This window comes from Kitasatospora sp. NPDC001119 (genome assembly GCF_053598475.1).
The window spans coordinates 44,521-66,393 of sequence record NZ_JBSFKI010000004.1 but is presented as its reverse complement, the minus strand read 5'-3'; the positions used below and the strand labels follow the sequence as shown (position 1 = coordinate 66,393).

The 21,873-nt window shown below is 73.5% G+C and carries 19 protein-coding genes; 11 read left to right on the top strand and 8 right to left on the bottom strand.

Annotated features, from left to right (window positions below):
• Nucleotides 1-101: 101 nt before the first annotated feature.
• Together ACWDD9_RS06310 and ACWDD9_RS06305 are read left to right on the top strand one after the other, a co-directional pair.
• On the top strand, nt 102-4,586 hold the full coding sequence (locus tag ACWDD9_RS06310) for an FG-GAP-like repeat-containing protein (RefSeq protein WP_449810937.1): 4,485 nt from the start codon (nt 102-104) through the stop codon (nt 4,584-4,586).
• A gap of 200 nt (nt 4,587-4,786) precedes the next feature.
• Nucleotides 4,787-5,566, top strand: a complete 780-nt coding sequence (locus ACWDD9_RS06305) for an SDR family NAD(P)-dependent oxidoreductase (protein WP_117485803.1) — start codon at nt 4,787-4,789, stop codon at nt 5,564-5,566.
• Nucleotides 5,567-5,606: 40 nt separating this feature from the next.
• On the opposite strand, the gene ACWDD9_RS06300 is transcribed toward ACWDD9_RS06305, so the two are convergent.
• The 3 genes from ACWDD9_RS06300 to ACWDD9_RS06290 form a co-directional block, all read right to left on the bottom strand.
• Nucleotides 5,607-6,149 carry a HEAT repeat domain-containing protein gene (locus ACWDD9_RS06300; protein WP_117491220.1) on the bottom strand — a complete coding sequence of 181 codons (543 nt, stop codon included), beginning with the start codon at nt 6,147-6,149 and terminating at the stop codon, nt 5,607-5,609.
• A gap of 69 nt (nt 6,150-6,218) precedes the next feature.
• The gene (locus tag ACWDD9_RS06295) at nt 6,219-7,409 is read right to left on the bottom strand and encodes an alpha/beta hydrolase family protein (RefSeq protein WP_449810935.1); all 1,191 of its coding nucleotides are present in this window, start codon (nt 7,407-7,409) and stop codon (nt 6,219-6,221) included.
• A gap of 252 nt (nt 7,410-7,661) precedes the next feature.
• A complete protein-coding gene (locus ACWDD9_RS06290) occupies nt 7,662-8,513 on the bottom strand; it encodes a LysR family transcriptional regulator (protein WP_449810934.1) in 852 nt (283 codons plus the stop codon).
• Nucleotides 8,514-8,654: 141 nt separating this feature from the next.
• On the opposite strand from ACWDD9_RS06290, the gene ACWDD9_RS06285 reads away from it, so the two are divergent.
• Together ACWDD9_RS06285 and ACWDD9_RS06280 are read left to right on the top strand one after the other, a co-directional pair.
• Complete coding sequence (locus ACWDD9_RS06285) at nt 8,655-9,164, top strand: cupin domain-containing protein (protein WP_388045292.1); 510 nt, start codon at nt 8,655-8,657, stop codon at nt 9,162-9,164.
• Nucleotides 9,165-9,223: 59 nt separating this feature from the next.
• Complete coding sequence (locus ACWDD9_RS06280) at nt 9,224-9,586, top strand: DoxX family protein (protein WP_449810933.1); 363 nt, start codon at nt 9,224-9,226, stop codon at nt 9,584-9,586.
• 27 nt (nt 9,587-9,613) lie between these two features.
• On the opposite strand, the gene tgmC is transcribed toward ACWDD9_RS06280, so the two are convergent.
• From tgmC to tgmA, 3 genes are read right to left on the bottom strand one after another with little or no spacing between them, the layout of a single operon-like run.
• Nucleotides 9,614-10,756 carry an ATP-grasp peptide maturase system methyltransferase gene (gene tgmC, locus ACWDD9_RS06275; RefSeq protein ID WP_449810932.1) on the bottom strand — a complete coding sequence of 381 codons (1,143 nt, stop codon included), beginning with the start codon at nt 10,754-10,756 and terminating at the stop codon, nt 9,614-9,616.
• A complete protein-coding gene (gene tgmB, locus ACWDD9_RS06270; RefSeq protein WP_449810931.1) occupies nt 10,753-11,697 on the bottom strand; it encodes an ATP-grasp ribosomal peptide maturase in 945 nt (314 codons plus the stop codon). Before tgmB ends, tgmC begins: the two co-directional genes overlap by 4 nt.
• Before the next feature lie 20 nt (nt 11,698-11,717).
• Nucleotides 11,718-11,993, bottom strand: coding sequence for a putative ATP-grasp-modified RiPP (gene tgmA / locus ACWDD9_RS06265; protein ID WP_049649147.1), 276 nt, complete (start codon nt 11,991-11,993; stop codon nt 11,718-11,720).
• Between the two features lie 636 nt (nt 11,994-12,629).
• Here tgmA and ACWDD9_RS06260 point away from each other — a divergent pair.
• Both ACWDD9_RS06260 and ACWDD9_RS06255 read left to right on the top strand, forming a co-directional pair.
• Complete coding sequence (locus ACWDD9_RS06260; RefSeq protein ID WP_449810930.1) at nt 12,630-15,443, top strand: hypothetical protein; 2,814 nt, start codon at nt 12,630-12,632, stop codon at nt 15,441-15,443.
• Nucleotides 15,444-15,750: 307 nt separating this feature from the next.
• Nucleotides 15,751-16,695: a hypothetical protein gene (locus tag ACWDD9_RS06255; protein WP_449810929.1), complete on the top strand. Its 945-nt coding sequence runs from the start codon at nt 15,751-15,753 to the stop codon at nt 16,693-16,695.
• Between the two features lie 90 nt (nt 16,696-16,785).
• On the opposite strand, the gene ACWDD9_RS06250 is transcribed toward ACWDD9_RS06255, so the two are convergent.
• The gene (locus ACWDD9_RS06250) at nt 16,786-17,337 is read right to left on the bottom strand and encodes a hypothetical protein (protein ID WP_449810928.1); all 552 of its coding nucleotides are present in this window, start codon (nt 17,335-17,337) and stop codon (nt 16,786-16,788) included.
• Nucleotides 17,338-17,626: 289 nt separating this feature from the next.
• On the opposite strand from ACWDD9_RS06250, the gene ACWDD9_RS06245 reads away from it, so the two are divergent.
• The 3 genes from ACWDD9_RS06245 to ACWDD9_RS06235 all read left to right on the top strand — a co-directional run bounded on the left by ACWDD9_RS06245 (nt 17,627) and on the right by ACWDD9_RS06235 (nt 19,280).
• Nucleotides 17,627-18,358, top strand: a complete 732-nt coding sequence (locus ACWDD9_RS06245) for a DUF4232 domain-containing protein (RefSeq protein ID WP_449810927.1) — start codon at nt 17,627-17,629, stop codon at nt 18,356-18,358.
• Nucleotides 18,359-18,411: 53 nt separating this feature from the next.
• Complete coding sequence (locus ACWDD9_RS06240) at nt 18,412-18,552, top strand: hypothetical protein (RefSeq protein WP_449810926.1); 141 nt, start codon at nt 18,412-18,414, stop codon at nt 18,550-18,552.
• Nucleotides 18,553-18,788: 236 nt separating this feature from the next.
• Nucleotides 18,789-19,280 carry a glycosyltransferase gene (locus ACWDD9_RS06235; protein ID WP_449810925.1) on the top strand — a complete coding sequence of 164 codons (492 nt, stop codon included), beginning with the start codon at nt 18,789-18,791 and terminating at the stop codon, nt 19,278-19,280.
• A 162-nt stretch (nt 19,281-19,442) separates the two neighbouring features.
• On the opposite strand, the gene ACWDD9_RS06230 is transcribed toward ACWDD9_RS06235, so the two are convergent.
• Nucleotides 19,443-20,339: a DUF2690 domain-containing protein gene (locus ACWDD9_RS06230; RefSeq protein WP_449810924.1), complete on the bottom strand. Its 897-nt coding sequence runs from the start codon at nt 20,337-20,339 to the stop codon at nt 19,443-19,445.
• A gap of 240 nt (nt 20,340-20,579) precedes the next feature.
• Here ACWDD9_RS06230 and ACWDD9_RS06225 point away from each other — a divergent pair, with 240 nt between their 5' ends.
• Complete coding sequence (locus ACWDD9_RS06225; RefSeq protein ID WP_449810923.1) at nt 20,580-21,302, top strand: CHAP domain-containing protein; 723 nt, start codon at nt 20,580-20,582, stop codon at nt 21,300-21,302.
• A gap of 152 nt (nt 21,303-21,454) precedes the next feature.
• On the top strand, nt 21,455-21,682 hold the full coding sequence (locus ACWDD9_RS06220) for a hypothetical protein (RefSeq protein WP_049659115.1): 228 nt from the start codon (nt 21,455-21,457) through the stop codon (nt 21,680-21,682).
• Nucleotides 21,683-21,873 lie beyond the last annotated feature (191 nt).

The window sequence follows — 21,873 nt, the reverse complement described above, 5'->3', positions numbered from 1 at the left end:
GACCCATGGATCCACAACGTCCATCGATCAGACAGAACACCCGCGCCCGGAAGGTTGCCGGACAGCGCGACCGACGGCCCGATGACGCGGCGACCGCGGGTGTGACGCTCCCTCACGCCCGGGCGCTCCTGCGGACCGGTTCCTTCCTGCTGTCCCTCGTGCTGCTTCTGGCCGCCCTCATCCGCCCCGCCCACGGTGCGGCAGCCGAGCCGGAAGCCGGCTACAGGGATCGACTCGCGACGGTCATATCGAATCTGCGTCAGGGGCTGCACGGAACGCCCCACGACTACACGGTCACGGTCGGCGGGACGACCACGGAGGTCAGGAACGTCGAGCTGACGGGCACCGGCATCGCACTGCTCGACATCACTCCTCTCGGGCCCGAGGGCGTGGGAGGCGTCCAGCTGATCGTGAGGGAAGCCAACTCCTACGTCATCGGATTCCACATCGACAGCCGGTACTTCTATCTCCGCAAGGACGGCGGCGCCATCGAGACGGACGGCCCTGGAACCGGTTCCCAACGGGTCGACCTCGGCTATGAGGGCAGGTACCAGGACCTGAGGAAGCTCGAAGATCCGGACTACACCGTCGCGGAGTCCGACATCGAGAGAGCCGTGCAGGCGCTTGCCTTCGCGAAACCGGCGGGTGGCAAGGAACCATACGGCACTCTGCGGGGACCGCTGGGCGTCCTCGTCGTGGCAGTGGCTGAGTCGGCCAGGAACAGGGTGGTCGAGAAAGGCGTGCTGGACGCCCTCGCCGATCCATCCGGGAAGGGGCCCTTCCCCGTACGCGACTACAAGGACCTGATCCTCGAGTGGGGCAAGATGGGGAAGGCGATCGATGCCGGCGCCACCTACAGAGTGATGGGTCCGAACGGGAAGCAATTGGTGATGAACACCGACTTCCTGCGACGGATGCTGGCCATGAAGCGCCCATGCAAGGTCGCATCCCAGCTGTCCGTCCGCGCGGGCTCGGTGTGCTCGGACGATTCCGCCGCCATCGTGTCCATGGGCGACAGCTACATCTCCGGTGAGGGCGGACGCTGGGCCGGAAACGGGGACGCCACGGGCTCCGGATCCAGCCTCGGTACCGACCGCGCCGCGACGGACTGCAGCGAGGACGTCGCCGGGGCGGAGGCCTGCCGCTACGACCTGACGAAGGTCTACGGTGACACCTCCTACCAGGGCGGCAACGGGTGCGACCGCTCGGACACGGCCGAGATCAAGGGCGCCGACCTCTACGGCGTCCCGCCGGGGAACCGCTTCAACATCGCCTGCTCCGGTGCCGAGACGAAGCACGTCCGCGGCGAGGGATTCAAGGGCGAGGCGCCGCAGGTCCAGCAGCTGCGTGAGCTGGCGAAGCAGCAGGACGTCAAGGTGATCGCGCTGTCCGTCGGCGGGAACGACCTCGACTTCTCCGGGATCCTGACGCGTTGCGCCCGGCGGTTCATGCTCGGCCAGGGCGCCTGCCACGACGGTGAGGACGGTCCGCTGAAGAGCAAGTTGGCGGGTCTTCAGGGCAGTGTCGAGGGCATGGTCGACGACATCCGCGCCGCCATGCGGGACGCGGGGTACGAGGACGGCGACTACACCCTGGTCGTCCAGTCCTATCCGAGCCCGTTCCCGCAGCCCCTGGGCATGCGCGAGACCGGCGACACCTACGACCGGTACACCAAGGCGGGCTTCCCCTTCTATGACGAGGACGCCGCCTGGACCAACCGCACCGTCACCCCGGCGATCTCCGACGCCCTCAAGAAGGCCGCGGTCGCGAAGAAGGCCGTCTTTCTCGACCCGCGGTCCGCCTTCGCGGGGCACGAGCTGAACTCCAAGGACGCCAGGACGGCCGGGGTGGAGAACTCCCCGCGGTCCCCGCTGGCCGCCGACGCCGCCGAGTGGGTGCGCTGGGTCGACCACCTGCCCGGCGTCCCGAGCACCCGCAAGCAGGGCGAGGCGCAGGAGTTCGTCCACCCGAACGCCTTCGGGCAGCAGGCCCTCTCGGAGTGCCTGAGCCAGACGGTGCGGCAGCACGACGCGCACCCGCAGTACGGCGCGTTCGCCTGTGACGGACGGGCCGGGGCGGCACCGGGTGCGGTGACCGTCCGGCACACCGGTCTGGAGAGCAGGGACCCGTGGGACGTGCCGAAGCTGACGGTGATGCCGCTGGGCGACTCGATCACCCAGGGCGTGGGCAGCGCCAACGACAGCCTGGGCTACCGCAAGGAGCTGTGGCAGGCGCTGAAGGACCACACCGGCAGCCTGGACTTCGTCGGCTCCCTCAAGCACGGTGACGGAGGCTTCGACGGCGATCACGAGGGCCACTCGGGCTGGCGGATCGACGAGTTGACGGACAACGCGGGCTACCGCGAGGGGGACCTCGACACCTGGCTGCCGGCGGCGAAGCCGAACGTGATCACGTTGATGGCGGGCACCAACGACCTCAACCGCGGCGCCCCGACCACACCCCAGGACGCGCGCGACCGGATGGACACCCTGCTGGGGAAGATCCACGCCATGGCGCCGGACGCGACGGTGGTGCTCGGCTCGGTTCCCCCGACCGACCCCGCCACGCCGTGGGTGCGCTTCCAGCCCCTGTTCGACGCCTACAACAAGCTCCTGCCGCCGCTGGTGGACACCTGGCGGGGCAAGGGCATGAAGGTGCGCTTCGCGGACATGGGCGCCGTCACCGCGGGCGACATGAGGGGCGGCGACGGCCTGCACCCGACCCCGAGCGGCTACACGAAGATCGCCGACGCCTTCTACGAGGGTGTCGCCGCCGCGGCCGCCGACGGCTGGATCACCGAGAACGTCGCGGTCAAGCCCGCCCCGTACAGCGGGGGCGTCCTGGGCGACGGCCCGGTGGACATCGACGGTGACGGCAAGGCCGACTACCTGGTGGTCGGCGACGACGGCTCGGTCGAGGCATGGCTGAACCGGGGCACCGACGCCAAGGGCGGCGGAGGCTGGCAGAGCGTCGGAAGGATCGCCGCCGGGGTCGCGCCGGGCGGCAAGGTCCGCTTCGCCGACCTCGACGGCGACGGCAAGGCCGACTACCTCGTCCTGAACGACGACGGCTCGGTGCAGGCCTGGCTCAACCGGGGGACCGACATGCCCGGAGGCACCGGTGCCCCTGGCGGCGGCGGAGGGATGGACCCGTCGACCGGCTCCGGCGGGACCACGGGTACGGGCACGCCCGGTGGAGGCGGGGGCATGGACCCGTCCGGCGGATCGGGCGGGACCACCGGCACGCCCGCCGGAGGCGGCTGGCAGGCCATCGGCACGGTGGCGGCCGGCGTCGCCCCCGGCGGCAAGGTCCGCTTCGCGGACGTCAACGGCGACGGGAAGGCCGACTACCTCGTGGTCGAGGACGACGGTTCCGTCTCCGCCTGGCTCAACACCGACGGCCGGGGCGGCTGGAACGGCGTCGGGCGGATCGCGGCCGGAGTGGCCACCGGGGACAAGGTCCGCTTCGCCGACTTCGACGGCGACGGCAAGGCCGACTACCTGGTGGTCGGCGACGACGGCTCGGTGAACGTCTGGCTGAACAAGGGCACCGACATGCCCGGCGGAGGCGGCTGGAGCGCTCTCGGAAAGGTCGCCGCGGGCGTCGCGCCGGGCGGCAAGGTCCGCTTCGCGGACGTCGACGGCGACAAGCGGGCCGACTACGTCGTGGTCGGCGACAACGGTTCGCTGGACGCGTGGCTCAACAACGGAGGCGACACCGGCGAGCGCGGCTGGACCGAACTCGGCCAGGTCGCCACCGGTGTCGGTCTGCCGAGCAAGTACGTGTGGCTGGGCGACATCGACGGGGACAAGAAGGTCGACTACCTCGCCAGCAAGGGCGGTGGGGTTCTCGACCAGTGCATGCTGTTCAACCGGGGCGGTGACGGGCGCGGCGGCTGGGAGGAGCCGGTCCCGAAGGAGTCCTCCTGCGACCGAGGCCCCGATGAACTCCCGGACTCCACCTCGTACTTCACGGACTTCGACGGCGACGGCAAGGCCGACCACCTGGAGGTGATGCCGGACGGCCGGGTCATGTGCTGGGCGGGTACCGGGAAGGGAGGCTTCCGCAGCGGCGGCACGGTGGCCGCAGGTGTCGCCCCGGCCGCGAAGGTACGACTCGCCGACTTCGACGGTGACGGGAAGGCCGACTACCTCGTCCTGGAGGACGACGGCTCGGTGAGCGTCTGGCTGAACAAGGGTGGTGACGGGTACGGAGGCTGGGAGGCCATCGGCCGGGTCGCCGCCGGCGTCGCCCCGAGTGGGAAGGTGCGCTTCGCCGATGTCAACGGCGACCGACGCGCCGACTACCTGGTCGTGGAGGACGATGGCTCGGTCAAGGCGTGGATCAACAACGGCGGTGACGGGCACGGTGGTTGGCGGGAACTCGGGCAGATCGCCGCGGGCGTCGCCCCCCGCGACAACGTGCGGTTCGCCGACTTCGACGGCGACGGCAGGGACGACTACCTCGTCCTGGCGGACGACGGCGCGATGAGGGTCTGGCTCAACCATGGCGGCGACGCCCCGGGCTGGATCGAAGCCGGCCGGATCGCCGCCGGTGTGGCTCCGGCCAACCGGGTCCGGATCTGACCCCTCCGCCACGACGACCACGACGACCATGACGGCCCCGGCACGGTACCGCCCGTGCCGGGGCCGTTGTCGTGCCGCCGCCCGCCGGGTGGCATCAGCGCTCCGGCGCCGGGCATGTATCAGGGGTTGTCCGGCATCGGGCCGTGACGATCCGGAACCGGCCCCGGACTCGGCCGGGGCGGTACGAAGGAGCGGCGGCCATGGGCGAACCGGACGGCAGGACGGCACTGGTGACGGGCGGGTCGCGCGGGATCGGGCGGGCGGTCGCGCTGCGGCTCGCCGCCGACGGGGCGCTGGTCGCGGTGCACTACGGCGGCAACGAGGAGGCCGCCGCGGAGACCGTGGAGCTGATCGCCAAGTCCGGCGGCCGGGCGTTCGCGGTGCGGGCCCGGTTCGGTACCAGTGGTGCGCTGGACGAACTGTTCGAGGGCCTCACGGCCGGGCTGGCGGAGCACGGCGAGGACGGCCTGGACGTCCTGGTGAACAACGCGGGCATCCACCTGGCCGGTTCGATCGGACAGATCACCGAGGAGGAGTTCGACCGGGTGATGGCGATCAACGTCCGCACGCCGGTCTTCGTGATCCAGCGGGCCCTGCCGCTGCTCCGGGACGGCGGGCGGATCGTGAACGTGGCCTCGGCCGCTGCCCGGATCGGCTCGCCCCTCCAGATCGGCTACAGCGTCAGCAAGACGGCGCTGGTGGCCCTCGCCGCGCCCCTCGCCAACGAGCTCGGCCGGCGCGGGATCACCGTGAACACCGTCAACCCCGGCGTGATCCTCACCGACATGACCTCCGCGTGGACGAGCGCCCCGGAGGCGATGGCCGGACTGGAGTCCATCACCGCCCTGGGCCGGATCGGCCTGCCGGAGGACGTCGCGGACGTCGTGGGCTTCCTCGCCGGCCCGCAGGGCCGCTGGGTGACCGGCCAGGCCATCGACGCCTCCGGCGGCACCTACCTCGGCCCGATCCCACCGGCGTGACCGGGACCGGGCCCCCTTCGGGGACGTAAGGGCTGTCCCGTCACCTGGGCGGGTGAGGGGCGGTCCGTTCGTAGACGGCCCCTCCGGGGATGAACCATCCTGCCTTCTTCCGGACGGCCGGGCTCGGGTCCTGCGCGGAGGCCGTGCGCAAGGCGGCGACGGCTCGGGCATCGGTGTGGGCGAACTTGCCGACGAGCTCGGCGGCCATCGCCCTGGCCCGCGGGTCGGGGTCGGAGGCCAGGTGCCGCAGCGCTGGTTCGAGGACCCGGTCCGCGCCCGGTGCGCACGTGTCCCCCTTGCACCGGTCGCACGCCAGGGCGTGGAACGCGGCGATCCTGACCCGGGCGTCGGGATCGTCGGCCATGGTGATGAGCTCGCCCATGGACTCGGTATCGACCAGGTGGTCCAGAAGCCGGCAGCAGCCTTCCCGTACGGCTGCGCTCTCGTGGGACAGGCCGGCGCGGATGGCACCGAGCGCGTCCTCCGTGCGCCGCAGCAGCTCCCGGTAGGCCGCTACGGCACGTTGCGGGTCGCCCAGGCACGAGACGAGGGCTTCGTTGTCGGTCCTGACGAATCCGAGCATGGGCTCAGTGTCGAACCACGCGAGGCGGCCGGGCAAAGGGATTTCGCATCGGCGGAGGGGCCGCCGGGCTCAGTGGAGGGGCTGCTGGAAGAGGACCTCCGGGTACGCCGCCGACGGGCGGTCGAGCAGCCGCTGGGGGATGCCCTTCAGTTGCAGGTCGAAGAAGGCGCCGACGTAGGACCGGGTGATCTTCACGGCGCGCAGTGGGGCGAGCGTGGCCTCGGGGTCGGGCAGGCCCGCGCGGGCGCCGATGAGTGGTGCGTCGGTGAAGCTGCCGTGGTCGGAGCCGGTCACGGACAGCCAGCGCTTCCAGCCGTCCGTGCGGGCCCAGGCCTCGTTCCAGGTGGTGTCCCAGCCCGAGGGGTTGTGGACGGACTGGGTGCCGAGAAGCAGGAAGGGCCGTCCGCCCAGGCCGCCGGTGGGGAACGGGTCGAAGAACTTGCCGTCCATGTTGACGCCGGCGCGGATCCGCTGGTCGGCGGCCATCGTGCTGGCCGCGGAGTTGCCGCCGATGGAGTGCCCGGCCATGCCGATCCGGTCCCGGTCGATCATGCGGGCGTGCGGCCAGGCGGGGCGGGGGCCGGTCAGCTGGTCGAGGACGAAGGAGATGTCCTTGGCCCGGCTCGGGGGGACGGCCGCGATCTTGTCGTCGTTCAGGTCCTGGCAGACGGCGCAGGTCAGGGTGCGCCCGTCCGGGAAGGTGGTGCCGGAGGTCTCGTAGGTGTGGTCGACGGCGGCGACGACGTACCCCCGGCTGGCCAGGTCCTCGGCGAGGCCGGTGAGGGTGCCGCGGGGGAGCGTGAACCCGGGGGAGAGGACGACGAGCGGGTACCTGCCCGGCGCCGGGCGCGCGTCGGTGCGGGCCCACGGGTGGAGGCCGGTGGCCGCCTCGGGCGGTATGGTGCCGCCCGGCACCTGGAAGTCCAGCAGCAGCCGGGCCTCCTCGGCGGTCAGGTACGGGGTCGCCGGACCGCCCGTCCCGGGACGGGCCGGGTAGTACATCGACACCATCAACTGCCGCGCCCCCGCGGCCGGCACCCACGGGTCCGGGCGGTCCCGGTCGACGAGGTGCAGCGTGCTGCGGCCGACGGCCTGCGACCCCGTCGGCCGGGGCAGGTCGAGCTCTGCGGCGGACACCTCCGCCGAGGCGGCGGCGGGAGCGGTGGCGGTGGCCGCGAGCGCCGAACTCGCCCCGGCGATCGGCAACGGCAGGACGAGGGCGAGCACGGCGGCCACGGCGGTGCGACGGAGTCTGGTCATGTGAGAAACGGTAGGTCGCGAACTCCGATCCGACCTCGCCGTGAAGACTGAGACACCGTCATCTCCGCGGCGTAGCAACGCATCACCTCCGCGGGTGACACGAGCCCGCGATTCCCGGCCGTACGGCGGGCAACCGGGCAGCGGGCGTACTGCGCATGCCGTACCACGGCAGCCGTTCAAGGTGTTGCGGGCGAAGGCGTTCGCCCGCGCCCGAGCGAGGGCGGTGGCACCGGTCGTACCGGTTGCCGGTGCTCAGCGGCGGTACGCGGCCGTCGCGATCTCGACGAAGGACCGGATCAACGGGTTGGCGTCGCCCTCGTTCCACGCCGCCACCACGCGGCTCGGCGCCATGTCGGTCAGCGGTACCACGGCCAACTCCGCGGGCAGGTCGTGTCCGAGCGGGGCCAAGCCGACGCTGCCGTTCCACAGGACGGCCTGCTGGCATTCCTGGACGGTGCGCACCACGGCGCCCTCGCGCGGCCTGCCGCCGTTCCAGTACGACTGCCAGACGGGGTCGGTGCCCTGGGGGAACTGGAACCAGCGGCGGTCGTCCAGCTCGGCGAGCCGGAGTCGGCCGCGGCCGGCCAGCGGATCGTCGGCGCGCAGGACCACGCCGACCGGGTCGCTGCGCAGTGTGCGCACCGTCAGGGCGGTCTCGTCGAACGGTGCCCGGGTGAGGGCGACGTCGACGAGTGCGGCGCGCAGCCCGCAGGTGGGGTCGGTCAGATCGGTGTCGCGGATGCGGATGTCGATGCCGGGGTGGCGTCGTCGGTAGGCGGCCGCCAGCCTGGTCACGCCGGGGTCGGTGAGGTTGCCGAGGATGCCGACGGTGATGGTCGCGGCGCCGGCTGCCGAGCTCACGCGGGCACGGACGCGGTCGGCGTGGTCGAGCAGGGCCCGTGCCTCGTCGAGCAGCACCGTGCCCACCGGGGTGAGCGAGACGCCGGCGGGCGAGCGGTCGAACAGCAGAGCCCCCACCTCGGCCTCCAGCTGCTGGATCGCCCGGCTGAGCGGCGGCTGGGTCATGTGCAGTCGGGTGGCGGCCCGGCCGAAGTGGAGTTCCTCGGCGACCGCCACGAAATACCGCAAGGTACGAAGCTCCACGCTGGAACGATACCCGCCGGGTATCGATACCGCAGGACGGGTCTTGGACACCCGTGAGGCCCCGGCGGTGCACTGGTGGACATGAGCGAAGAGACCACGCCCGAAGAGACCACGCCCGAAGAAGCCAGGACCGAAGAAGCCATGGCCGAAGGAACCAGGACCGAGGAAACACGGAGCAACGGACCGCAGGTCGGCCCCGCCCTCTCGGTGGTGGGCCCCGGCGGCGGCGAGACGATCGTCCTGGGCACCACGCGCATGCGCGTCCTGGAGGACGGCAGCCACACCGGGCACCGCCTCGCGATCGCCGAGTCCGTCCTCGCCCCGCACACCCAGGGGCCGCCGCAGCACCGCCACGCCCGGCACGACGAGGGCTTCTACATCCTCTCCGGCACCGTGCGGTTCACCGTCGGGGACGAGGACCACGACGCCACCGCGGGGACGCTCGTGATGGTCCCGCCCGGTACCCCGCACACCTTCGCCAACCCGACCGACCAACCCGCCACCATGCTCAGCACGTTCACCCCCGACCTGTACGTGCAGTACTTCCGGGACCTCCAGCAGGTGCTCGCCGACGGGCGGCCGCTGACGCCGCAGGCCAATGCCGACGCGATGAGCCGCTACGCGACCGAGCCCGCCACCGACCTCGCCTGAAGCAGTCGACCGGTCCCCGTAGACCGGTGACACGTGAACAGGAACACCGAACGGAAACCATGAACATCGCCTACTGGATCCTCGCGGCACCGCTCGCTCTCTTCTACGCCTACGCGGGCACGCTGAAGGCGACCCGCAGCCCCGGTCAGATCCGGCCGATGATGGCCTGGGCGGACCGCGTACCCCTGCCCGCCCTCAGGGCATTGGGGACGGTCGAAGTGCTCGGCGCGATCGGCCTGGTCCTGCCGCCGCTGACGGGCGTCGCGCCCCCGCTGGCATTGGCGGCGGCCGTCGGCCTCGTGCTGCTCCAGGCCGGTGCGGTCGCCGTCCACCTGACCGGCGGCGACCGCCGGATCGCACTCAACCTCGGGCTCGTCACCACCGCGGCCGTGACCGTCTGGCTGGCCGCCGGACTCTGGTAGGGCACTGCCCTCCACCAGTGCAACCGCTCAGATCGGCAGGTTCCAGCCCGGGCCGTCCTCCGTACCGATCCACACCCGTTGTCCGGCTGCCGAGACGGTGATCCCGAAGCCTTCCTGGTGCGGCTCGCCGGCCCGCTGCCAGAGCTGGACGGCCTCTTCGACGCGGTCCCACAGCCGCAGCGGGCCCCGTTGGGTGACGGTCCATCCCCCGTCGGGGCGGGGTGCGGTGCGGGCCTGGGAGCCGGTGGCGACGTCGGAGAGGATCTGGGTCGCGCCGTTGCCCATGCGTTCGGCGGAGGGGGCGGCGAGCTGGGCGACCCAGCTGCCGGTCCAGGTGTCGACGACGGCCGGGTCGATCAGGCTGGGCCGTTCGTCGCCGGGCAGCATGGCGAGGGTCGAGCGGGGCGGGCGGTCGTGCGGGCGGGCGATCATGAAGCTGGTGTAGCCGGGCAGGAACCGGCCGGTGGCTTCGCCGGGGCCGGTCACGGTGAGCTCGGCCAGGCCGGAGGCGTAGCTCCAGCCGGACAGGGTGACCAGGATGCGGCCGCCCGGCTTCACCTGGTGCAGCCAGGGCATCGGCAGGTAGCGGACCGAGCAGGTGGCGATCAGCCGGTCGTAGGCGCCGCCGCCGGGGTCTCCGCGCAGTCCGTCGCCGACGAGGAGGCGGGGCCGGTAGCCGGAGGCCCGGAGTGCGGCGGCGGCGCGTTCGGCGACCCGTGGGTCGTACTCGATGCTGGTGAGGTTCCCGTCCCCGAGCCGGTGGGCGCCGAGGGCGGTCGAGTAGCCGGTGCCGGTGCCGATTTCGAGGACGCGGTGTCCGGTGTCCGTGCCGAGTTGCTGCCACATCCCGAGGACGAGGGACGGCAGGGTGGAGGAGGACGACGGGGCGCCGACCACGGGTTGTCCGTCCGCCTCGTCCGCGCCGGTGTGGCCGTCGAGTTGGGTGATGAGCGTCCGATCGGTGTAGATCCCCTCCAGCCAGCCGGGGTCGCCCTGCCGGACCGGCCGGTAGGCGGTCGGGTCGCTGCCCTCGACCGGGAGGAAGTACGCCCCGGCGAAGGCTTCGCGGGGGACCGCTTCGGCCGCCTTGATCCATGCCGGGTCGGACAGCGCGCCGTTCTCGGCGAGGTCGGCCGTCAGGGCGGCGCGCAGCTCTTCGGACGTGCTCATGCGTCGGGGCCTCTCTGCAGCTCGTCAGCGAGTGCGTGTGCGATGCGGTCGGTGGTCTCGGGCGGTTGCCAGGCCCACTGGCCGTTGGGGTTGCATTCGAGGAACGACCAGGTGCCGTCCGGCGTGACGGCGAAGTCGAACGCGCCGAACACCAGCCGGAAGCGGCCGAGGTAGTCGGCCACGGACCGCGCGACCGGTTCGGGTACGGCGATCGGCGTGCAGGTCATCAGGTCCTGCCGGTGGCGCCAGTCGAGGTCCGGGCTGTCGATCCGCACGCCGAACAGCCGGTCGCCGACGGCGGTCACCCGGGCGTCGTACGCCTTGGGGACCCGGGCCTGGAACAGGTGCGGGCAGGCCCGGACCGCGTCCGTGATCTCCTGCGCCCGGACGTCCCGCACCCACACGGCCCGCGGTTCGCCGTCGACGGAGTACGGGGTGTTCCACACGGGCTTGTAGACCGCTCCGGCCCGCTGGAGGGCCACGAAGTCCCGTGCCTCCTGCGGGTCGTTGGTGATGAGGGTGTCCGGGACGGCGAATCCGGAGCGCTGCGCGGCGGCGAGTTGTGCGGGTTTGTGTTCGGCGGCGCGGTTCGCCCACGGGTGGTTGACGTAGTGCGCTCCGGGGAGGGAGGCGAGGATGCCGCCCGCGCCCCACACGGACTGCGAGGCCGCGAAGCGGCGTTCCTGGCCGTCGAGGTCGGCCGGCCCCTCGTAGGGCGAGGCCCGGCGCACCCACACGGCCCCCACATCGGTGAGGTCGAGCTCCCGGCTCGGGGTGCGCAGGGTGCCCCGCCGGCCGTCCGTACGGAACGAGGCGGTCAGCGAGGCGCCCGTGTGCAGGTCGGTGCCGGGGTCGAGACGGACCACGGGGGAGCGGCGGTGCGCGAGGACGCGCAGGACCACGTCCGCGGTGACGTCGTAGGGGTTGGTCAGCACCAGCACCGGCCGACGGTGTCTCGGCGTCAACTGCCGCTCTGGTCCTGGTCGTAGGACTCGGTGCTGTCGGCGTCGGTCGCACCGCCCGGCGCGGCCCCGTCGCCGGGACGGGTGCTGGTCGGGGTGAGTCCACTGGTGCTGGTGCCGTGGGAACCCAGTTCCACCGTGCGGCCGTCCTCGTCCACGACGACCGCGATCTGCGTCTCGGGGTCGATCACGGGCGTGAGCGCCGGGAGCGTGGCAGTGGTGGCCGCGTACGGCGTCATCCTGCCGATGCCCCACGGTACGGGCGTCTGCGTCATGCATCCTCCTCGTATCGATGGTGCCGGTTCACTGGCGACCACTTTGCTGGTGCACGAAGGTGCTTTCAAGCCCGTTCCGGTGGACGGAATATGCCAGGTTGCGGAGGCGATCTCCCGGGCCCCGCCCCGACGGCCACGGGGCGTGGGCCCGTCGGCGTCGCCGCCCCGGGGCCCGTCGGCGAGGGCTGCACCGGGGACCGGTCACGGCCGCCGTCGGGCGGGTGACCGTCAGGGCGGCGCCCCCGGCGGGCGGTGGCTGTGCGGTTCCGTCCGGGGCAACGGTTGGGGCGGCTTGGCGGGTTCACCGTTTCGAGTAGAGAATTCCGGAAAGAGAAGTTGCCTGGTCAAGGGCGTGCGGAGAAGCCGGAGTTGTGAAGTGCGCATGGCATTTCGACGACTTGCCGCCGACCCGGATCCCGCCAATGCAAGGAATTCGCTCAGTGCTTAGTTGATTCGTGCGAATCCCTTCCGTTCCTCGATCGAATCTGACAGCATCGTCCGCTATCCGGCGACCGATTGCCGGTGATCAGTGCGCCGCACGCGACCGCGATCGCGGCCGCCCCTGCTGCTGTCGGCCTTCCTCATCGGACGCCGCCGTCGAGACGTGGCCGCCCGCCCGCGCCACGTGGAGGAGATGTGACCACCCAGGCCGGCACCCGCGTGCCCACCCCCGACACCGCCCGGCGCCCCGCGCGCTGGGTCCGTACCAGGCTGCGGGCGAACCCGCTGGCCGCGCTGCTCATGGCGGCCCTCGCGTTCGTCACCGTCTTCCTGGCGGCGGCCTTCCCCCTCGTCATGGACCGGGGCGCGGACACGGCGCTCCAGTCCTTCGTCAGCGAGAAGGGCGTCAACCCGACCAGCCTGCGGACCACCTCCAAGACGCGGGAGGACGACAGCATCGCCGAACTCGACCGGGTGCAGCGCCAGCTCGTCGAGCAGGTCGACGGGCGGCTGACGCTGTCCCCGTCGGGTCAGGCCTACGGCGCCCGCGCCCTGGCCGACCGCTACATGACCAACCCGGGGTACGCCCACCTCTCGGACAAGGAGCCGTACCCGGCCCTCAGCCTGCTCTACCTGCACGACCTGGCCGCCCGGGCCACCCTCACCGAGGGCACCTGGCCGACCCCCGGCGCCGTCGGTGATCCGCTGCCGATCGTGGTCAGCAAGAAGGCCGCCGAGACCATCCGCATCAAGCTCGGTGACGTCATCGACAACGGCGACGAGGGCGCGGGCGTCCGGCGGACCACCGTGGTGGTCGGCCTCTACGAGGTCAACGACCCCCAGGACCCCTTCTGGGACGACCTCGGCTGCCCGGCCCGCGCCTGCCTGAACACCGACGCCGAGCACGAGCACTGGACGACCAGCGGGTTCGTCGACGGCGGCAGCCTGTCCGCGTTGGTCCACTGGGGTTCGAACGCCGAGAACTTCTGGCGGCTGCCCGTCGACCCCGCCTCGCTGCACGCCGACCAGCTCGACCGTACCCGCGGCGTCATCACCTCCTTCCTGACCGGGCACGACGCCACCGTTCTCCACGACGCGATCGGGCGCCCCGACCTGCACACCGTCTCCGGCCTGCGCGACGTCCTCACCAGGGCGGACGAGCGCTACCGGGCCTCGCTGCCGCTCAGCGTGATCGGACCGGTCGGCGTCGCGGGCGTCGCCACCGTGGTGCTGTTCCTGGCCGCCGCGCTCACCACCGACCGGCGCGCCGCCGAGATCCGGCTGCTCCGGGCCCGCGGCGGATCCGTCGCCGGGGTGCTGCGGCGGTTGATCGGCGAGGGGGCGGTCACCGTCCTGCCCGCCGCCGTGCTCGCCACGACGCTCGCCCTGGTGCTGCTGCCCACCCCCCGGTGGGACCGCGCGGTGCTGGCGGCCCTGGTCGCGACCCTGATCGCCCTGCTGGGCTTCCCGGTCCGCGCGGCCCTGCTCTGGGTGCGCCGGCGGCCGGTCAGCGGCCGACGCCGACTGGTCGGCGAACTCGCCGTCCTGGCGGTCACCGCCGCGGCCGTCGCGGAGGTCCGGCGCCGGGGCGTCGGCCACCCCGGGGCCGGAGTGGACCCGCTGCTGGTCGCCGCGCCGCTGCTGCTCGCCGTCACCGGCGGACTGCTGCTGGCCAGGATCGAGCCGGTGGTGGTCGGCCGGCTGGCCGCCCTCGTCGGCCGGGGCCGCGGCCTGATCGGCTTCCTCGGCCTCTCCCGGGCCGCCCGCGACGCCTCGGGTCGCCGCAGGCCCTCCGTGCTGCCGCTGCTCGCCCTGCTGATCGCCGTCACCACGACCGGCTTCGGCGCCACCGTGCTCGACACCGTCGACGACGTGCGGACCCGCGCCGCGCGCATCACCACGGGCGGGGACATCGGCGTCTCCCTCCCGGACTACGCCACCCTGACCGAGCCGTTCACCAAGGCCGCGGCCGCCCTGCCGGGCGTCCGGACCTCGACCGGGGTCTGGATGGAGACCAAGGCCCGCGTCTTCGGCGGCGACCAGGACTACACCGAGGCCAACCTGGTGGTGGTGACCGATCCGACGGCGTACGCCGAGATCGCCCGGGCCCTCGGGGTCGGCGAGTTCGACCCGGCGAAGCTGGCCGGGACGCCAGGCGGCCGTGACACCCCGGTGCCCGCCCTGGTCAGCCGCGACCTGGCCCAGCACCTGGCCGCAGGGCCGTCCCGGGTGCGCACCCTCAACGGCAACGACCTGCGCCTCACCGTCGCCGACACCGTCGGCGCCACCCCCGCGCTGCCGGACCCGGGCAAGCCGTTCGTCGTCGTCCCCGCCGGCCCCACCTGGGAACGACTGCCGGACGCCAAGCGGGTGAACCAGTGGTTCGCCGTCGGCGACATCGACCCCGACCAGGTCAGGACGGCCCTGCGGGACAACGGCGGAGCCAGGCCCGTCGGTCTGGCCAAGCTGATCGCGGACGGCTCCACGGCCACCGGCAAGGACACCCACGGCCTGCCCGCCGGGTACACGGTGCACAGCAGCCGGGAGACCGCCGCCGCGCTCGGCGCCGACCCGCTGCAGCACGCCGCCGAGCGGCTGTTCTGGTACGCGGCCGCCGCCGGAGCCGGATTCGCCCTGCTCGCCGTCCTGCTGACGCTCTTCCGGGCCGCCCTCGACCGCACGGCCGTGCTCGCCCGGCTGCGCACCATGGGCCTGCGGCCCCGGGACGGGCTGGCGCTGATCATGACCGAGGCGCTGCCGCAGACCCTGGCGGCAGCCGTCGGCGGCGGCCTGGTCGCGCTGGCGGCGGTCGCCCTGCTCGGCGGCGCCTTCGACATCTCGACGCTGGTCGGCGCCAAGGTCGGGGACGTCATCACTCCCGTGCTGCTGCCGGTGCTGCTGCCCACCGCGGGCCTGGCCCTGCTGGTCGGCCTCGGGGTGGTGCTGGAGACGCTGGTCGCCGGCCGGCGCCAGATCGCCACCGAGCTGCGGGCGGGGGAGCAGGCCTGACGGCGGGACCGGCGCCGGGTAGCCCCGTCGTCGGCCCGTCACCAGGATCGGTCGGCCCGTCAGCCGGGTCACTCGGCCCGTCACCCGGATCACTCGAAGAGGCGATTTCGGCGCGGTGACGCCACGGGGGCGCGGACCGGCGGCCGGGCCGGGCGGCGCCTTACCGGAGCGGCCCGAACGCCGGAGGACTTCCGTGGACCGGTCGGTGACGATTCACCCGATGGGCTGACAGGGCACCGGCCCGGGGTGGCTCCGACCGGTATACGTGACGTCATCCATCGTTCGGAGAACCACCTGCGAGGGGCCCATGACCGATACGGCCGACACGTCGTCAAGGACGGCCGCCGAGAGGCTGCCGGCCGCCTACGCGCCCCGGGTGGCCCTGATCCGGGGCGCGATGGAGGCCGGGAACACGGCCCTCGCGACCCGCCTGGCCGAGGAGCTCCACCGGTACGTCGCCCTGGAGCGCGGCACCCTGCACCCCGAGACGCTGCGGGCGCAGGAGGTGCGGGCGTACGTCGCGGCGGTCGGCGGCGACCCCCTGCGGGCGGCCGACCTGTTCGCCGTGGCCGCCACCGCGTGGGCCGGGCTGGGCGCGTCGGAGCAGTGGGCGGCGTCGCGCAACGCGGAGGTCTGCCGGCGCCGGGCGGAGTCGGCGGCGGCCGCCCCCTCGGCGGTCCCTCTGGTGGTCCCCGGTGCCCGGCGGCCGCCCGGCTGCCCGTCCCCGGTCCGGGCGTTCGGGCGCGGCACCGTCGTCGCGGTCGTCCTCGCGACGGCACTGCTCTCGGGAGCGGCGGACGCCGGCCCGCGGGCCTACCTCGGGATGGGCCCGCGACCGGTCCCCGACGACCAGCCGGCCGCCCCCGCCGTCGTGGGGGTCCTGGAGCGCTCCGCGCCCTCGGCCTCGCCGGTGCCGGTCCCCGTGCCGTCCCCGTCGGAACTCGCGACCGCGCAGCCCGTCCCCGCGCCGGACGCCGGGCCCGCCGGCGACCAGGAGGACCAGGCCGCCGACCAGGGCGACGGCGGGCCAGGGCGCACACCGGCGCCGAGCCCGGGGCGGCGACCGGGCTTCCCGGCCGCCGGCTCCCGACCGCGGCCCGCTCCCGAGGCCGGGCGGCCGTCCGGCGGCCAGGCCGCCGACGCGGACCCCTGCGCCGCCGCCGGCGCGTACGGCGGCCAGTTCCTCGGCTCCCTCGTCGAGCTGTGCCACCGCGCCGCCGGGGTGTCGGGCAAGCGGTCACCGGCCCCCTGACCCCGTCCTCCGGGAGGGAGACGAGCCGCGGAAGCCCGGCAGCGGGCAGAGCGGCTCGTCCACGGCAGCGCGGCCACGGCTCCGGCGAGGTCAGCGGTCGAGGGCCCACAGGTCGTCATCGCACAGGCCGGTCCGGCAGCACACGGGCAGCCAGTCGGCCGCGAGCTCCCGGACACGGTGCAGGCGAGCCCTGTCGGGCTCCACCACCGTGAGGATCTCGAAGGCGGTGCCCGCCCCGACGAGGGACCGATTCGCCATCACCTCCCCGTAGAGCAGCCAGAGACCTTGCGCGGCAACGTTTCTGCACAGCCCCGGAAGATCGAGTCCTCGTCGGGCGGACTCCGCGTCCGTGCCCTCGCCCGCCACCAGGCACTGAAGGAGCTGGAGGAAGCGCGCGCGGGCCGCCGGTGCGACGTCATCGGCCAGTGCCGCCAGCGCAACGGACGCCACCGCGGGAGCCGGCTCCCACAGGACGACCGGGGACCAGACATGCCATTCGAGGTCGACCTGGCCCGGCTCCGCCCCGGATCCCCCGCCCGCGAGCCGCAGCAGATCCCGGGCCAGGTGCTCCGCCGAACCGCCGCAGCCGCACAGCATGCCCTTCCAGTCCTGCCGGGCTGTCTCCGTCTCGACCAGTCGCATGGCTCCCACACCCTAGATGCGCTCGCGAGGCCCGACGACACGCGGGGCGCCTCGGCCCCGTGCCCTCCGGCAGCCGCCCCGTCCGTCCCCTCGGCGTCCCCTCGTCCGTCCCCTCCGCGTCCCATTCCGGCGTTCCAGGCCGGCCTCGGTCCCGCTGGTCAGAGCCCCCTTCGCCGTCCCACCCTCCCTGGTGCGGCGCCAGACGTGGCGGCTGGGACGGACCGTCGCGCAGGCTTCGGCCGTCCGACCGACGCAGCACCCGAGCCCATGCCGAAAGGGGCGCGACCACATGTCCGTCCGTACCTCCCGCACCCGTCTGGTCAGCGCCGCCGCGAGCGTCGTGGTCGCCGCCTTCTCGCTCACCGCGTGCAACGACAGCGGGGTCATCGATACGGCGACCGGCCCCTCGCTCAGGGCTGCGGCGCCCGCCGCTGCGGAGGGTTCCTCGACCTCCACGGCCCCGTCCGCCGACGCCGGTGGAACCACCGGTTCCGCCAGTCAGGAGCCGGTCGCCGCACCCCGGCCCACCGCCCCGAAGCCCGCCACCGGCACCCCGACGCCGAAGACCCCCGCCGCCCCCGCGGCCGCCGAGCCGGCCACCTGCGAAGGCTCCAACACCGCGACCACGGCCGCCCCGCTGAACCGCCCCGTGAACCACCTGCTGCTCACGGTCACCAACACCGGCTCCGGCACCTGCTACCTCTACGGCTACCCGGCCGTCCGCTTCGGTGAGGCCCAGTCCGTACCCCCCGTCATCACCGACTCGAAGCCGCAGGCCGTGGTCACCCTCCAGCCCGGCGAGTCCGGCTACGCCTCCGTGAACCTGTCCTCCACCGACGGCGCCGACGGCTCGAACGGCCACACCGTGAACTCCCTGACCGTCTACTTCCACGGCCCCTCCGGCAACGAGAGCGTCGGCACCGGGGCCCACCCGTCGCTGCCCGCGGAGGGCGCCTACGTGGACGACTCCCTCAAGGTCGGCTACTGGCAGCAGTCGCTGGACGACGCCGTCTCCTGGTGACCCGGGCACCCTCCGACAAGCCGACAGCACCCTACGAGAGCAGGCACACCAGCATGCGCAGCACGCCCCGCAGGATCGCCCGGCTCCTGGTCGCCTACGGCGGCGCGGCCTTCCAGGTCCTCGTCCTGGGCCGTCAGGACGGTCCGGGCGCGGCCCCGTCGCGGAAGCCGCCGTCACCCGGTGCCGATTCCTGACGCCCCGTCGCAACCCGCCGACCTCGGCAAGCGGGCCCGGATTCCGCGCGCCCGCAGAACGCTGCTTGGAGTCCCCATGGCCCTACGGATAGCCGTCACCGCCGAGCCGATACCTTCGCACGTGTCCGCACTCGACTTCGTCATCGGCCCGCGCGGTCCGGCGCACCGTCGCGGCGTTCCGGACCACCGTCTCCGAGCGGCCGGACCGTCCCGCCTCCTCCCGCCCGCTCGTCTACGTGAGCCTCGGCACCCTGACCACCGCGATGTCCGGTCTGCGCGGCGTCGTGAGGAGCGTGTACCGGGAGGTCATGGCCGCCCTCTCCGCGACCGGCTGCGAGGCGATCGTGTCCGCCGGACACCTCGCGCGGGACCTGCCGAGCGCGGACCCCCGCATCACGGTCGTCGAGCACGTCCCGCAGCCCGCGCTCCTGCGTCAGGTGGACCTGTTCGTGACGCACGGCGGGCGGGCCTCCCTGCTCGACGCGGTGCAGGCGACGACACCCGTCCTGGGCCTGGGCGTCGTCGCCGACCAGCCCGGCAACACCACCGCGTTCGCCGGGCACGGCCTCGGCCGCGCGCTGGAACTCACAGCGACGCGCGACGAGATCGCCGACACCGTCACGGCCCTCCTCGCCGCCTCCCGCTACGCCGCCGCCATGGCCGCCGCCGACGCCGAACTGTCACGGCTGCCACCGCTGGACCTCACGGAACTGCGGGCCTGTGTGTGACCCGTGGGCCTCAGCACGCCGCGCGCTGCGGGGACGACGCCTGGACCTCGTATCCCCGGATCGCGAGGAGGGAAGACGCCGGATCCGTTCGTCCTTGATGGGCGGTCACCGTCGGCTTCCATCCGAGCGGCTCGCCGACCCGGCTGCGCCCGCTCTCCCGCGTCATCCCGTGGGGGCTTCCCGGGGTGCGGCGCAGACGGTGCCCCGGTTGTCGACGACGGCGCAGGCGCGGGCGTCGGCGGGGCGGGCGGCGCGGACCATCTTGCTGTGGGCGTCGTGGCCGGACTGCTGGCGGTACTCCTCCTGCTCGGGCGGGGTGCCGAAGACCTGGACGCGGTCGCCGGGGGAGCCGCCGCTCATCTTGGCCCAGGCGGCGTGGCAGGAGGGGCTGTAGCGCAGTTCGATCAGGACGCCGAAGTCGCGGTCGGCCGCGGCGGTGGCGGCGTCGCGGTCGCAGACGGTGCCGACCGGGTCGACGTGCAGGCAGGACGCCCCGTCGCAGGAGGCGGCCGCCGTGGGTGCGGGCATCGCCTGCGGGGCGGGCGCGACGGTGGCGCCGGTGTCCGGGCCCGCCAGGGCGTAGAGGAGTGCGCCGGCGGCGGCCGCCGCCACGGCCGCGCCCCCGGCGGCCCACGCCGCCCGGCGCCGTCGCCTGCCGCCGGGCTCCTGACCGGAGGTCGGCTCGGCACTGGGCGCCGGTGCCTCCGGTGCGGTCGCCGCCGCAGGCTCCGGTACCGGCTCCGGTGGCGGCGCGTCGCCCGTGCCGCCGTCGATCGCCGCCCTGAGCCCGAGCGCGCGGACGAGCTCGCCGTCGGCGACCGCGTAGTACGCGGCCAGGGAGTGGAGCGCCGCTTCCGGTACCGGGTACCTGCCGTCGGGGTTCTCGTAGCGGGAGAGGGTCGTCTGGGCGATCGCGGTGCGCCGGGACACGGTCACCTGGGTGGGGTTCCCGGCCTCCTGACGCCACCTCCGCAGCGTCCGGGCCAGTTCGGCGCGGGCGGCGGCGGCCGTCGGCTGGCCCGGTTCATCGGCTGCCTGCGGCGGCCGGTTGCGCGTCATCGGCTCGGTTCCTCTTCCCTCGGCTGTGCGTAGGCCCAGGTCAGGGCCGTACGGAGGCGCTCCGCATATGCATGGGTAACCAGGCGTTCACACAGCGTAGGAGTCCGGCGGTCGGGCGTGCAATCGTGGTGGTCGGCCGGAGGACGCATCCCCGGCGGAAACCCCACCTCCTCCCGTGTCCCGGGCAGGCCGCGGCCTGCCCGGGGTGGTGGAGGGTGCATCCAAGGAGAGATCATGAACATGACACGCTCGCGTCTGCTCGCCGCCCTCGTGGGCCGCGCCGGAAGGACCGCCGCCGTCGCCCTGGTGGCCGCCGGTACGCTCGGCGGCCTCGGTACCGCCGCCGCGGCCACCACCGGCGCCCTCCCGGCCGGTGCGCACGCCGTCCGGACCGCCACCGACACCGACTCCGCGACCGACACCGCCACCGTGTCCGATGGCGCCACCGCCCGTTCCGCGCTGCGCGAGCGGATCGTCTCCATCGCCCGCGGCCAGATCACCCCGGCCGGCCAGGACCCCGAGAAGACCGGCACGTGCGACAAGTACTTCGCCTACGCCGACGGGACGGAGAAGCAGAGCAAGTGCGCCAAGACCGCCTGGTGCGCCGCGTTCGCCGACTGGACCTGGCACCAGGCCGGCGTGAAGCCCGCGCCGACCACCCTGTCCGGACGCGGCGTCGGCAAGTGGGGCCAGGAGCACCACCTCTTCCACAACCGGCAGCCCGCGCGCGGCGAGCGCCCCTACACCCCCGTCCCCGGCGACCTCGTCGTCTACGGTCCGCCCGCCTACGCCAAGGGTGGCCACGTCGGGGTCGTCGTCGCCGTCAACCACGACGGCACCATCGACACCGTCGAGGGCAACGTCGGGGACAAGGTGACGCACCGCCACGTCAAGCCCGCGGACGCCCGCGGCGGTGGGCAGAATTTCCACATCTCCGGCTACGTCAGCGTGCCCGGCGCCTGACCGGCCCGCCTCCACCAGCGCCGGCGCCCGGGCGGATCATCCGTCCGGGCCCCGGCCGTCGCCGCCCGCCCGTCGCTGCCCGGCCTCGACCGGTAGGTTCACCGTGGCGCGTTCGAGCACCTTCGACGCACTTCACGAGGGGGAGATCACCGGTGGACGTACTGGCGATCATGGAAGCACTGGCCGAACAGGGCATCACCGTGCTGCTCAAGGCCGACGCCGAACGGATGGCGGAGCAGCGCAAGCCGTGGACGTTCGTGGCCAGCGGCGCCCCGCTGCGTGACGACATCCTCGTGCGCACCGATGCCGCCTCGGTGGAGCAGTGCCTCGAAGCCTGCCTGCCCCGCCTGCGGGAACTGGGCATCTCGCTGCCGGAGTGACGAGAGAGCGGCCACAGAGACCGACGGCGGGTCCGCCGGTGCGGGCGGACGTGGACGAACAGGTGGCGCGGGTGTGTCGGAGGGGCTCTTCCGGGGCAGCCGCTCGGGTGTGGGGCTCCTCGCGCGGCCCCGGGCTCCCCGGGCCGGGGCGGGGCGGCGTGTGGGGCGGTGCGGTTCGTTCGAGGGGGAGG